This window comes from Ligilactobacillus sp. Marseille-Q7487, from assembly GCF_949152225.1.
Taxonomy (GTDB): domain Bacteria; phylum Bacillota; class Bacilli; order Lactobacillales; family Lactobacillaceae; genus Ligilactobacillus.
Window position 1 is genome coordinate 614,120 of record NZ_CASCJC010000001.1, and the last position, 13,964, is coordinate 628,083.

The following is a 13,964-nucleotide window of genomic DNA, read 5'->3' on the forward strand; positions in this document are numbered from 1 at the left end:
AATTCTATTTTTGTAAAACACTTGTTATACTTAATAGAGTAGGTGTTTTGTAAGGGGGTAATAAATTTTGCTTATTCAATTAATCGTTAATTTTTTATGTCAGCCACTGTGGTGGCTTGGAATTGTAATGACGGTTATTTTATATTTGTTACGTGTACGAAAAGAACGCAAGGCCTTTAGAATTGCGGTTAATAGAGATTTTTATGAAGGTCGACATTTTGTTAAAAAAGGTTTTGTATTCTTTGTTTTAGGCTCGATTATATTTTTTAGTTTAGGAGTCATGTTACCACCTAAATTATTAATTATTTATCAAATCGTAGCAATGATTGCTGTTTTATTTAGCCCTTTATTTGATGCTAGCTTAGTAGCAATACTGGGGATTGTTTTATATCAATGCATAACTTTCACAACTACAACTGTGATAAATAGTAGTTTATTTATTTTAATTGCCCTTTTTTTATGTTTTCGTTTGTTATATTTACAAAAAACTAGTAGTTCTTGGTTTACACCACGAATTAGACAAGGAAAACGGGGACGCAGAATTGCCTATTATTTGTGGCAAGAATTTACTGTTTTTCCAGTATTGTTGTTGATTCCAGGTGATCTGTTTAAGAGTGATTTAACATTGTGGCCACTTTTTTCATTTGGAGGACATGAGTTTGGCTTAATGTTAGTTCCGTTTTTGGTAGGAATTAATTGTCGTACGTTTAAGCAATCTATTATCAAAGTTGTTAGCTTACGCCGTAAACAAACTGTCATATTGTTAATTGAAAGTTTACTTTTCGTTGGCCTTAGTTATCTTAGCTGGTTTATAAGTCTTGGTGGTTTGGTTTTTTTAGCACTTACTAGTTTTTGGCAAGCATGGCAAAGGCAGCGTCTTGAACAAGATGCACAAGGATGGTATGTAGAAACGAGTGAAGGAGTCCGTGTGATTGCTGTACAAAATAATACACCAGCAGCTAAAATGAAATTAAGTGCTGGTGATATAATTTTAAGCTGTAACGATCAAAAAGTGACCAATGAAACGGAATTGTATGCAGCTATGCAAAAAAATTCAGCATATTGTCGCTTTAGAGTACGTAATTTTGCAGGAGAAATTAAGATTGCTGAAGGTGCAATTTATTCAGATGCTCCACATGAATTAGGATTGATTTTATTTCACTAATTATCTGTTGATTTAGGAAAGGAAAAGCTTGATGAAAAAAGTATTAGTAGTTGATGATGAAGTCGCGATTGTAACGTTACTCGAATATAATTTAAAAAAAGATGGTTATGAGGTTGAAGCAGTATATGATGGTTTAAGCGCATATCAAAAAGCTCTACGAAATGATTATGATTTTATTATATTAGATTGGATGTTACCAGAGATGGATGGCATGGAAGTTACTAAAAAATTACGTCAAGAAAAAGTTGAAACGCCAATTTTGATGTTGACGGCTAGAGATGATGAATATGATAAAATTATTGGTTTAGAATTAGGAGCAGATGACTATTTAACTAAGCCTTTTTCGCCTAGAGAGGTTTTAGCCCGATTAAAAGCAATTGGTCGGCGAATGAAAGTTAAAAATAATGACAGTCATAAAGAAAAGCCAAAAGTTGATGTTAAGCCTGCAACTCAAGAAGTATATCAGTTTAAAGATTTTACAATTGATTTGGAAAATTATACTGTAACGCGTCAAGAAGAGCCTATCAATTTGACTCCAAAGGAATTTGAATTGTTAGCTTATTTTGTTAAGAGAGCACATCGGGTTTTAAGTCGTGAAAAATTGTTAAATGGAGTTTGGGGATTTGATTATGTAGGACAAACACGAATGGTCGATATGCATGTTAGTCATTTACGCGAAAAAATAGAGCCAGATCCTAAAAAACCACGCAATATCGAAACAGTACGAGGATTTGGTTATCGTTTTGAAGGAGTAGTCGATGAAGATTAGTCATTTTTTGGGTCGCTGGGCACTTTGCATGGCGGCTCTTATTTTAACATGGATAATAGCTAAAATAAGTCATCAGCATTTTTCTTTTGGTTGGTTAATTGTGAATGCCGTGATTTTAGCGATTTTTAATTATGGCTTAGACATCTGGTTAGCACGCAAATTAAAAGTTGAAGTTGATTTGATGGTTCAAAAGTTAAATGATTTATCGACAGGGAAAAAAGCTAATCATATTATCTTAGATCAACGCGATCCTTACTACCAGTTAAGTAAATCAATCAATGCGGTACAAAGTATGCAACGTGACTTTTCTAAAGCTTATACCAAGCAACAGCGAGGTTATTTTAGTTTGCTTGAATACATTACAATTGGTGTAATGGTAATTGATCAAGAACGTGAAGTTTATTTGAGCAATCATACATTAAATGAACTATTAGGGAAAGAAATGGATCAAAAAGGAAGGACTTATTATACCTTATTGGGACATTTTGCTTTAGTTAAGTTAGTGGAAGATGCCTTTAGAAGTAAAAAGGATCAACGCAAACAACTGACTTTAAATTTAGATGGACAAGATAAAACAATTGATGCGCAAGTGATTTATGTTCCAATTAGTGAACAACAGTTTTTTGTGATGCTTTTGTTATATGATATTACTGAAAATAAACGAATTGAGCAGATGCAAATTGATTTTGTAAGTAACGTTAGTCATGAATTAAAAACGCCCGTTACAGCAATCACTGGTTTTAGTGAGACTTTACTGCAAGGTGCACTGGAAGATAAACAAGCAACTGAGCAATTTGTAAAGATTATTCATGATGAAAGTCTGCGATTAACTGATTTGATTAATGATATTTTATCGTTATCACGTATCGATGCAAAACATGCTTTACAACTAGAACCAATAAAATTAGCTAAGTTGGTTGGTAATACCTTGCAATCATTTACAGTCTTAATTAATAAACAACAAATTAAAGTGATCAATCAAATTCCAGAACAGTTAGAAGTGATTTGTGATAAAAATAAGTTACGTCATATTATCAACAACTTAATTCAAAACGCTATTCGTTATAATAAATTTGGTGGACAAATAATTATTAGCGCACAGCAATTAGAAAATGAATGGAGTTTAAGCATTCAAGATACGGGTGGTGGAATTAGAAAAGATGAACAGGACCGTATTTTTGAGCGTTTTTATCGGGTTGATTCATCGCGCAGTAAAGTGTCAGGTGGAACGGGACTAGGATTAGCAATTGTTAAAGAATGCGTTGAAAGCCTTTCTGGTACTATTAGTTTAGAAAGTCGTTTTAATCAAGGTTCAACATTTATAGTTCATTTGCCTTATTTTTCCTAAGCATAAACTTTGAATTTTTTCTTAAAATTTTAAGCTAAATGGGATCAATGATTGCGTGATGACTGAATAATTTGTAGAATTTGAGTAGTAATTAATTAGGAGGCAAAATATTGAAAAAAAAGTTAACACGTTCAAATAATCGTTTGATTGCGGGAGTTTGTGGTGGAATTGCACAATACCTAGGGGTTTCGGCTAAGGCCGTTCGTGTGGCTTATTTGGTGTTTTTCTTAATCTGTTCTTTTTTTGGGTTAAGTAGTACAATCCCTATTGTTTTGTATGTTGTCTTGATGGTTGCCTTGCCACCGGCTCCAGGTCCTTCTTATTATGATCTTTTTAGTTTATTTGGCAATTCTAAATCGTATACTCAAAAACAACACACAAGCGATCACAAGCGTAAAGTTATTACGGATGTCAAGGAAAAAGATATTTCAGATAAGTAAAAAGAAGTGAGGAAAAAGAATTGAATTTTATTCAAAGAGCGTTGCTTAATGCGGTTATTTTTATCGCAGCAGCTGGCTTGTTTCCAGCTAATTTTCATGTTGCTAATGTCTGGGTAGCACTGATGGCAGCTGTAATTTTAGGAATTTTAAATATGGTGATTAAGCCTATTTTAGTTGTTTTATCTTTACCAATTACTATTTTGACACTGGGCTTTTTTTATTTGTGTATTAATGCGTTTATCTTAATGTTGACTTCAATTTTTGTAAGTGGATTTTATTTTGCAAATTTTGGATCTGCTTTTTTAATTGCTTTGATTTTAAGTGGGGTCAATTTAATCATCACAAATCACTTTGCACGATAAAGCGATAGGCTAAAAGTCTTTAACATGATAAAATAGAAGATGAAGTATCGGGCTAAAAGCCACAAAGGAGTGAAACGCGTGAACAAGGTCAGTGTTCAAGAATTAGTCGATTCATGCGATTTAATTGTTTATTCAGGTGCTAAGTATTTAAATGAAAAATTTATTACTACAAGTGATATCTCACGTCCAGGTCTAGAATTGACGGGATATTTTGATTATTATCCTGCAGAACGTTTGCAACTATTTGGAATGACAGAGATTTCTTATGCGCATAAGATGGATGAAAAACAAAAAGTAGAAATTATGGCTAAGTTATGTCAAAGTGATTTGACGCCATGCTTTTTAATTTCACGTTATTTATCGGTACCGACAGAATTAGAAGAGGCTGCTAATGCACATAATATTCCAATTTTGCGTTCTAAATTGCCAACTACTAGATTATTAGCACGAGTGACCGATTATTTAGAAGCAAAATTAGCCGAAAGAAAATCGTTACATGGTGTTTTGGTTGATATTTATGGTTTAGGTGTTTTGATTACTGGTGATTCCGGAGTTGGTAAATCAGAAACTGCTTTGGATTTGATTAAACGTGGGCATCGTTTGATTGCTGATGATCGCGTTGAAGTTTATCAAAAAGATGAACAGACTTTGCGTGGAGAAGCACCGCGTATTTTACAACATTTACTTGAAATTCGTGGGGTTGGTATCATTGATGTAATGAATCTTTTTGGCGCAGGTGCAGTCCGCTCGGATACTGATATTTCTTTGATTGTGCATCTAGAAAACTGGAGTCCAGACAAGCAATTTGATCGTCTAGGTAGTGGTGAACAAAAGGTTCAAATTTTTGATGTTGAAGTACCGCGTATCACGATACCAGTTAAAGTTGGACGTAACATGGCAATCATTATTGAAGCTGCTGCGATGAATTATCGTGCAAAGACAATGGGATATGATGCAACTAAAACTTTTGAAAACAATTTAAATCAATTGATTAAAGAAAACTCAGTTAATGAAAGCAAATAATTTGAGGTGAAGAGAGTGACAAGTTTTTTAGGCGCTTTAAATCCAATTGCCTTTGATCTAGGTGGTATTCAAGTTCATTGGTATGGTATTATCATCTCATTAGCAGTGATGATTGCCGTGGTCTTAGCCGTAAGAGAAGGTAAAAGAAGAAATTTAGACGAGGATTATTTTTATGAATATCTCCTTTTGGCCTTACCCTTTGCCCTTATTAGTGCAAGAGCTTACTATGTGATTTTTGAATGGTCATACTATGCACAACATCCAAGTGAAATTTATCGCATTTGGGATGGAGGAATTGCAATTTATGGCGGATTAATAGGAGCTTTAATTGTTTTAGTTATTTATTGTCGTTGTAAAAAGATTTCGCCATGGTTGTTTTTAGATGTCATTGCACCAACTGTTATTTTGGCTCAAGGAATTGGTCGTTGGGGAAATTTCATGAATCAAGAAGCCCACGGTGAAAGTACGACACGAAAGTTTTTAGAAAATTTACACTTGCCAAACTTTATTATCGAACAAATGCAAATTAAAGGCGTTTATTATCAACCAACATTTTTATATGAATCATTGTGGGATATTGCAGGATTTATTTTGTTGATTGTTTTACGTCAAAAGAAAAACTTGTTCAAAAGAGGCGAAGTTTTCTTTAGTTACGTAATCTGGTATTCCTTTGGACGTTTCTTTATCGAAGGAATGCGTACAGATAGTTTGATGCTTGGTTTTTTACGTGTCTCTCAATGGTTATCGGCAATTTTGTTTATCGGTGCAATTATTTTTTGGTATGCTAGACGTTACTTTGAACCGCTAGAACCTTGGTATTTAGACGGAAATGATAACCATTAAAATGAAAGCACCAAAAATTTGGTGCTTTTTTTGTTGGAAAGGTAAACAAAAAAGTGGATTTCTTACTTAAAGTAAGTTATACTTAGGAACAAAGCTTAAGAAAGAAGGAAAGTAAAATGGTAAAAAAATATGATGTAATCGTGATTGGCGCAGGTCCTGGGGGAATGACGGCTGCTTTGTATGCTTCTAGAGCTAATCTTTCAGTCTTAATGCTTGATCGTGGAATTTATGGAGGCCAAATGAACAACACAGCCGAAGTTGAAAATTATCCAGGTTTTCGTTCGATTTTAGGGCCTGATTTAGCACAACAAATGTATGATAGTGCTACGCAATTTGGTGCGCAATATGCTTATGGAAACGTAGAAAGTGTGACTGTTTTAGATGATCAAAGCAAATTGATTAAAACTGACAGTGATGAATTCCAAACAGATGTCTTAATCATCGCAACAGGTTCACAATACCGTAAATTAGGTGTAGTTGGTGAAGAAGAATACAGTGGACGTGGGGTATCTTATTGTGCTGTATGTGATGGAGCTTTCTTTAAAGATAAACCGGTTGTTGTTGTTGGCGGTGGTGACTCTGCAATTGAAGAAGGAACATATTTGGCGCAACTTGTTTCAAAAGTAAATGTAGTTCATCGTCGTGACAAATTACGTGCACAAAAGATTTTGCAAGATCGTGCTTTTGCTAATGAAAAGGTGAATTTTATTTGGGATAGTGAAGTTACTGAAATTGTTGGCGATGGTCAAAAAGTAACAGGAGTTAAGTTGCACAATAAAAAGACTGGTGAAGACTCTGAATTGGCAACAGATGGTATTTTTATTTATGTTGGCTCTGAACCAATGAGTGCACCATTTAAAAATCTCCCAATCATGGATGAAAAGGGTTGGATTTTAACAGACGAAAAGATGCAAACAAGTATTCCTGGCATTTTTGCCATTGGAGATGTTCGTAAAAAAGAACTTCGTCAAATTACGACAGCAGTTGGTGATGGTGGAATTGCAGGGCAAGAATCATTTAATTATTTAGAAATGTTAAAAGATAAGCAACGCTAAACAAATTAAAAAAGATATGAGATATCATGGGTATTTCATATCTTTTTATTTTGGTAATCTTAGTAGGATATCTTTTATTTGTTGAAAAAACTGCCAGTTATTTGAATTTTATAGTATACTAGTAAGCGTAAAAATAATTTTACAGGAGTGATTAGATGAGTTGGCAAGAAACTTATGCCATTTGGCAAAACTATCCTGAATTGACAGAAGATTTAAAACAAGAATTAAACCAATTAGCAAATGATAATGCTGCTTTAGAGGATGCATTTTATGCACCGTTAGAGTTTGGGACTGCGGGTATGCGTGGTGTTTTAGGTGTCGGCATTAATCGGATGAATATTTATACTGTTCGTCAAGCTACTGAAGGTTTAGCACGTTTCATGGATACTTTAGATGAAGCAACTAAAAAACGCGGGGTGGCAATTAGCTATGACTCGCGGCACTTTTCACAAGAATTTGCATTTGAAGCAGCTAAAGTTTTAGGCGCACATCAAATTCCAAGTTATGTTTTTGAAAGCCTACGTCCAACCCCTGAATTATCATTTACTGTACGTCATTTAAATGCTTATGCGGGTATCATGATTACAGCTAGCCATAATCCAAAACAATACAATGGTTACAAGATTTATGGTGAAGATGGGGCTCAAATGCCACCTAAAGAATCTGATTTAATTACACAATATATTCGTCAAGTTGATGATTTGTTTGGTGTCGAAGTAGGACAAAAGGAAGCCTTAATTGAAGCAGGACTATTAAAGATTATCGGTAGTGAAGTTGATCAAGTTTATTTGGAACATTTAAAGCAAGTAACGATTAACCGCGAATTAGTGCAAGAAGAAGGCAAAACATTAAAATTAGTTTACAGTCCATTGCATGGAACCGGCGCAATGCTAGGAGAAAAAGCTTTACGACAAGCTGGTTTTGAAAACTTTACGATGGTAAAAGAACAAGCTTTACCAGACGGTGATTTTCCAACGGTTGAAAAGCCAAATCCAGAAGATGGAGCTGCTTTTGACTTAGCAATTGCTTTGGGTAAAAAAGAAGGGGCTGACTTATTGATTGCTTCTGACCCAGATGCTGATCGTTTAGGTGCAGCTGTTCGTCAACCTAATGGTGAATATCAATTGTTAACTGGTAATCAAATTGCAGCTATTATGTTGCATTATATTTTGACAGCTCATAAGCAAGCTGGTACACTACCTAAAAATGCAGCAGCTGTTAAATCCATTGTTTCTAGTGAATTTGCGGCTAAGATTGCTGAAAGTTTCGATGTGGAAATGATTAATGTTTTGACAGGATTTAAGTTTATTGCAGAACAAATCAAACATTTTGAAGCTACCGCTGAACATACCTTTATGTTTGGCTTTGAAGAAAGTTATGGCTATCTAGTACGTTCATTTGTACGTGATAAAGATGCTATTCAAGCCTTGGTAATGTTAGCTGAAGTAGCGGCTTATTACAAAAAACAAGGTAAAAACTTGTATGATGGTTTACAAGAATTATTTGAAGAATATGGTTACTTTGCAGAAAAGACGATTTCTTTAACATTTGATGGCATTCAAGGTGCAAAACAAATTCAAGATTTAATGAGTAAATTTAGAACAAGTGCACCAACTGATTTTGCAGGCTACAAAGTTGAAGTTATGGAAGACTTTGCTAGTTCACAAAAACATTTAGCTGATGGCACAATTATGACTATGAGCTTACCTAAGTCAAATGTTTTGAAGTATTATTTGGCTGATGGAACATGGATTGCTGTGCGTCCATCTGGGACAGAACCTAAAATCAAGTTTTATATTGGGACTGTAGCAACTTCTGATGAACAAGCAACTGAAAAATGTCATGCTTTTGAAGCTGCAATTCAAGCTTTTATTAAATAGTTCTAAATAAAAGAGTCAACAATAAAAATTAAAGCTAGTTTGCCTTCTTTACTGGATAAGTCTAGTGAAGAAGGCATTTTTTATTAAGTTTTTAAGATGCGAAAACATGTTCGATATGATAAAATGAGATGAACAAAATAATGCAGATGAGGTGAAAAAAGTGATTGAACGTCAAGCTGATCGAAAGTTCAAATTAAAGTGTGCTTATCAACCAACAGGTGACCAACCCCAAGCAATTCAAAAATTGAGTGAAAATGTCTTAGAAGGGAAAAAAGCGCAGATTTTATTAGGTGCTACGGGAACAGGAAAGACATTTACCATTTCAAATGTGATTCAAAAGGTTAATAAACCAACTTTGGTTTTGGCGCATAATAAAACTTTGGCTGGACAATTGTATAGTGAGTTTAAAGAATTTTTTCCCGAAAATGCCGTAGAATATTTTGTGTCTTATTATGATTATTATCAACCAGAAGCCTATGTACCATCGAGTGATACTTATATTGAAAAAGATTCTAGTATCAACGATGAAATTGATAAATTGCGTCATTCGGCAACTAGTTCATTATTAGAACGCAATGATGTTATCGTGGTTGCTTCTGTTTCGTCTATTTTTGGTTTGGGTGATCCAAATGAGTATCGAGAACACACGATTTCTTTGCGCTCAGGCCAAGAAATAGAGCGAGATGAGTTATTAAAACAATTAATCGAGATTCAATATGAACGTAACGATATTGACTTTCAACGGGGGCGCTTTAGAGTAAGAGGCGATGTGGTAGAACTCTTTCCTGCAGCCCACGATGAAAAAGCCTTACGTATTGAGTTTTTTGGTGATGAAATTGAACGAATTCGTGAAGTTGATCCATTAACAGGAGAAATTTTGGCTGAACGTGCACATGTTGCGATTTTTCCGGCTACACATTTCATGACAAATGAGGAACGACTCGGACAAGCGATAACAAAAATCGAAGAAGAATTAAAACAACGCTGCGCAGAACTGACAGCACAAGGTAAGTTACTAGAGGCTCAACGTCTTGAACAAAGAACAACTTATGATATTGAAATGTTAAAAGAGATGGGATATTGTTCGGGAATTGAAAATTATTCACGACATATGGATGGAAGAATGCAAGGTCAAGCTCCATATACCCTATTAGATTTCTTTCCTGAAGATTTCTTGATTGTAGTTGATGAATCACACGTTACGATGCCACAAGTACGTGGAATGTATAATGGCGACAGATCACGTAAACAGATGCTTGTTGATTATGGTTTTAGGTTACCAAGTGCACTAGATAACCGACCTTTGACCTTAGCGGAATTTGAAGACCATGTACATCAGATTATCTATATGTCTGCAACCCCAGGCCCTTATGAGCAAGAACAAACTAATGACGTTATTCAACAAATTATTCGGCCAACAGGATTGCTAGATCCAAAGATTGATGTACGCCCAACTGCTGGACAAATGGATGATTTGGTAGCAGAGATTAATCAACGTGTCGCAAGAGATGAACGCGTCTTTATCACAACTTTAACTAAGAAGATGGCTGAAGATTTGACCGATTACTTTAAAGAGTTACGTATCAAGGTGAAGTATTTACATTCAGATATTAAAACATTGGAACGTACACAAATCATTCGTGAGCTACGTCTAGGAAATTTTGATGTTTTAGTTGGAATCAATCTGTTGCGTGAAGGTATTGATGTGCCTGAAGTTTCTTTAGTGGCAATTCTTGATGCTGATAAAGAAGGATTCTTGCGTAATGAACGTTCTCTTATTCAAACGATTGGACGGGCAGCGCGAAATGAAAATGGCCATGTTATCATGTATGCTGATACACAGACAGCTTCGATGAAAGCGGCTATTGATGAAACCAAACGTCGTCGCCAAATTCAAGAAGCTTATAACAAAGAACATGGAATTGTGCCTAAGACAGTCAAAAAAGATATACGTGCAAATATTTCATTAACAAGTGAGCAAAATGCAAGTGATACAGCAACACAAGTTGATTTTAGTAAATTAAAACGAAGTGAACAAAAAGAATTATTAGCACGTTTAGAAGCACAGATGAAACAAGCAGCCAAGCAGTTAGATTTTGAAACAGCGGCTACTTTGCGTGATACGGTCTTTGAATTAAAAGCGATGATTGAATAAAGACAATTTAGTAATTTTTATGAAAGGAAAAGCTATATTTAATTGTGGAAAATAACTGCATAATGTATAGCAGATATAAAAGTGAGACAAAATAAGATTGTTATTCGTGGTGCAAGAGAACATAACTTGAAAAATATCGATGTTGAAATTCCTAAAGAAAAACTTGTTGTTATCACTGGACTTTCGGGCTCGGGAAAAAGCTCACTGGCCTTTGATACACTTTATGCTGAAGGACAAAGGCGTTATGTTGAAAGTTTATCGGCTTATGCACGCCAATTTTTAGGACAAATGGATAAGCCTGATGTTGATGCTATTGATGGTTTATCACCAGCAATTTCTATTGACCAAAAGACGACTTCAAAAAATCCCCGTTCGACAGTTGGAACTGTTACGGAAATCAATGATTATTTGCGGTTATTATGGGCACGAGTTGGGAAGCCATTTTGTCCAAGGGATGGTCATGAAATTACGAGTCAATCTCCTGAACAGATGGTGACAAAAGTTTTGGAATTACCTGAACGCACCAAGTTGCAAATCTTAGCACCTGTTGTTAGACAAAAAAAGGGACAACATAAAAAAGAATTAGCTAGGATTAGGCAAGAAGGTTTTGTGCGAGTACTTGTCGATGGTCAGATGAGAGAAGTCGAAGAAGAAATCGAACTGGAAAAAAATCAAAAACATGATATTTATGTGGTTGTTGATAGAATTGTAGTTAAAGAAGGCATTCGCTCACGCTTGTTTGACTCATTTGAAGCAGCTTTGCGTTTGGCTGGAGGCTATGCTTATGTCGATGTTATTGGGCAAGAAATGTTGCAATTTTCTGAAAACTTTGCTTGCCCATATTGTGGCTTTACCATTGGAGAATTAGAACCGCGTCTTTTTTCTTTCAATGCACCATTTGGAGCATGTGAGGAATGTGATGGTTTGGGAATGAAACTAGAAGTTGATGTTGATTTGGTTATTCCTGATCGTAAAAAAACATTAAACGAGGGTGCTTTAGAGCCATGGAATCCGATTAGCTCTAAGTACTATCCCACATTACTGGCTCAAGCGTGTGCTGAATTTGGAATAGATATGGATACGCCTTTTGAAAAACTCAGTGCTAAACAACAAGATATCTTATTATATGGAGCAGGAAATAAAAAGTTTCATTTTAGATTTGAAAGTGATTTTGGTGGTTTACGTGATTTAGACATGGAATTTGAAGGTGTCATCAATAATATTGAGCGCCGCTATCGTGAAACAACGAGTGATTTTACACGTGATGTGATGCGTAAATATATGACAAGTCTGACTTGTCAAACATGTCATGGTTACCGATTAAATGAACAAGCATTGGCCGTAAAAGTAGGAGGTTTGCATATTGGACAAGCTTCTGATTTAGCCATTAAAGATGCTTTAAAATTCTTTGAAGAGTTGGAGTTTTCACCACAAAATGAACAAATTGCACGTCCAATTCTAAAAGAAATCTGTGCACGTTTGAGCTTTTTGACTAATGTTGGTTTGTCTTATTTAACCTTGAGTCGAGCTGCGCGTACACTATCTGGAGGAGAAGCGCAGCGTATTAGATTGGCTACTCAGATTGGCTCTAATTTGTCTGGTGTGATGTATATATTAGATGAACCATCGATAGGATTGCATCAACGCGATAATGATCGCCTATTAGATTCACTAAAGAAAATGCGGGATTTAGGTAATACGTTGATTGTGGTCGAACATGACGAAGACACGATGCGAGCTGCTGATTACTTGATTGATATTGGCCCTGGAGCTGGTGAAAATGGTGGACAAATCATTGCTGCTGGAACGCCTAAACAAGTTCAACGTAATAAAAATTCGTTAACTGGGCAATATTTAGCAGGTAAAAAATATATTGCAATTCCTAAAGAAAGAAGAACAGGCAACGGAGAATTTGTTGAAATTACAGGGGCTACTGCCAACAATTTGAAAAATATCGATGTTCGCTTCCCATTAGGTGAATTTATTGCAGTTACCGGTGTGTCTGGATCTGGCAAATCGACGCTAGTTAACATGATTTTGAAGCGTGCTTTAGCTCAAAAATTACAGCATAATTCAGAAAAGCCAGAAAAATTTGGGCAGCTATTAGGGTATGAGGCCTTAGAAAAAGTTATCGATATTGATCAAGCCCCAATTGGTCGAACACCTAGAAGTAATCCAGCAACTTATACTGGAGTTTTAGATGATATTCGGACGTTATTTGCCCAGACAAATCAAGCTAAGATGCGTGGTTATGGTAAAGGACGTTTTAGTTTTAATGTTAAAGGTGGGCGTTGCGAAGCATGTAAAGGTGATGGAATTTTGAAAATTGAAATGAATTTCTTACCTGATGTATATGTTCCTTGTGAAGTTTGCCATGGGACACGCTTTAATTCCGAAACACTTGAAGTCGAATATAAGGGTAAAAATATTGCTCAAATCCTAGAGATGACCGTTTCCGAAGCGCTTGAGTTTTTCAGTGCTATACCTAAGATTAAAAATAAGCTACAAACGATTAAAGATGTTGGCTTGGGGTACGTTAGTTTAGGACAACCAGCAACGACACTTTCAGGTGGAGAAGCGCAACGAATGAAGTTAGCTTCTGAGTTACACAAAAAATCAAATGGCAAGACTTTTTATATTTTGGATGAACCGACAACTGGTTTACATGCCCAAGATATCAAACGTCTATTGGCAGTTTTACAACGTTTAGTTGATAAAGGGAACACGGTTTTAGTGATTGAACATAATTTAGATGTGATTAAGACTGCAGATTATATTATCGACATGGGACCTGAAGGCGGCGATCAAGGTGGACAAGTAATTGCGACTGGAAGTCCTGAACAAATTGTGGCTTGTGAACAAAGCTATACAGGGAAGTATCTTAAACCATTGTTAGATAATGGACATTATCAATAATCAAAGGA

General features: G+C 35.4%; 11 protein-coding genes. All 11 read left to right on the forward strand.

Annotation, left to right across the window (positions count from 1 at the left end; genetic code table 11):
- Positions 1 to 67: 67 nt before the first annotated feature.
- The 11 genes from QM017_RS03030 (at position 68) to uvrA (ending at position 13,956) form a co-directional block, all read left to right on the forward strand.
- Entirely contained in the window at positions 68 to 1,165 is a 1,098-nt protein-coding gene (locus QM017_RS03030; RefSeq protein WP_282708821.1) for a PDZ domain-containing protein, read from the forward strand.
- A 31-nt stretch (positions 1,166 to 1,196) separates the two neighbouring features.
- Positions 1,197 to 1,934, forward strand: coding sequence for a response regulator transcription factor (locus tag QM017_RS03035; RefSeq protein WP_282708822.1), 738 nt, complete (start codon positions 1,197 to 1,199; stop codon positions 1,932 to 1,934).
- Entirely contained in the window at positions 1,924 to 3,282 is a 1,359-nt protein-coding gene (locus QM017_RS03040) for a two-component system histidine kinase PnpS (RefSeq protein WP_178197717.1), read from the forward strand. Before QM017_RS03035 ends, QM017_RS03040 begins: the two co-directional genes overlap by 11 nt.
- 110 nt (positions 3,283 to 3,392) lie before the next feature.
- Complete coding sequence (locus QM017_RS03045) at positions 3,393 to 3,722, forward strand: PspC domain-containing protein (RefSeq protein ID WP_178197715.1); 330 nt, start codon at positions 3,393 to 3,395, stop codon at positions 3,720 to 3,722.
- Between the two features lie 20 nt (positions 3,723 to 3,742).
- On the forward strand, positions 3,743 to 4,084 hold the full coding sequence (locus QM017_RS03050; protein WP_178197713.1) for a phage holin family protein: 342 nt from the start codon (positions 3,743 to 3,745) through the stop codon (positions 4,082 to 4,084).
- 78 nt (positions 4,085 to 4,162) lie between these two features.
- Positions 4,163 to 5,107 (forward strand): HPr(Ser) kinase/phosphatase, encoded by a 945-nt coding sequence (gene hprK / locus QM017_RS03055; protein WP_282708823.1) that lies wholly within the window; start codon positions 4,163 to 4,165, stop codon positions 5,105 to 5,107.
- A gap of 15 nt (positions 5,108 to 5,122) precedes the next feature.
- Positions 5,123 to 5,950 carry a prolipoprotein diacylglyceryl transferase gene (gene lgt / locus QM017_RS03060; protein ID WP_282708824.1) on the forward strand — a complete coding sequence of 276 codons (828 nt, stop codon included), beginning with the start codon at positions 5,123 to 5,125 and terminating at the stop codon, positions 5,948 to 5,950.
- A gap of 116 nt (positions 5,951 to 6,066) precedes the next feature.
- Positions 6,067 to 7,005: a thioredoxin-disulfide reductase gene (gene trxB, locus QM017_RS03065; RefSeq protein WP_282708825.1), complete on the forward strand. Its 939-nt coding sequence runs from the start codon at positions 6,067 to 6,069 to the stop codon at positions 7,003 to 7,005.
- A gap of 155 nt (positions 7,006 to 7,160) precedes the next feature.
- Positions 7,161 to 8,885 (forward strand): phospho-sugar mutase, encoded by a 1,725-nt coding sequence (locus QM017_RS03070; protein WP_282708827.1) that lies wholly within the window; start codon positions 7,161 to 7,163, stop codon positions 8,883 to 8,885.
- A 160-nt stretch (positions 8,886 to 9,045) separates the two neighbouring features.
- Positions 9,046 to 11,040: an excinuclease ABC subunit UvrB gene (gene uvrB / locus QM017_RS03075; protein WP_282708828.1), complete on the forward strand. Its 1,995-nt coding sequence runs from the start codon at positions 9,046 to 9,048 to the stop codon at positions 11,038 to 11,040.
- 81 nt (positions 11,041 to 11,121) lie between these two features.
- Positions 11,122 to 13,956: an excinuclease ABC subunit UvrA gene (uvrA, locus tag QM017_RS03080; RefSeq protein ID WP_282708829.1), complete on the forward strand. Its 2,835-nt coding sequence runs from the start codon at positions 11,122 to 11,124 to the stop codon at positions 13,954 to 13,956.
- The last annotated feature ends 8 nt before the right edge of the window (positions 13,957 to 13,964 follow it).

Coding starts and splice junctions, on each gene's coding strand:
- QM017_RS03035 (WP_282708822.1), top strand. CDS start 1,197: ATGAAAAAAGTATTAGTAGTTGATGATGAAGTCGCGATTGTAACGTTA.
- trxB (WP_282708825.1), top strand. CDS start 6,067: ATGGTAAAAAAATATGATGTAATCGTGATTGGCGCAGGTCCTGGGGGA.
- QM017_RS03040 (WP_178197717.1), top strand. CDS start 1,924: ATGAAGATTAGTCATTTTTTGGGTCGCTGGGCACTTTGCATGGCGGCT.
- QM017_RS03070 (WP_282708827.1), top strand. CDS start 7,161: ATGAGTTGGCAAGAAACTTATGCCATTTGGCAAAACTATCCTGAATTG.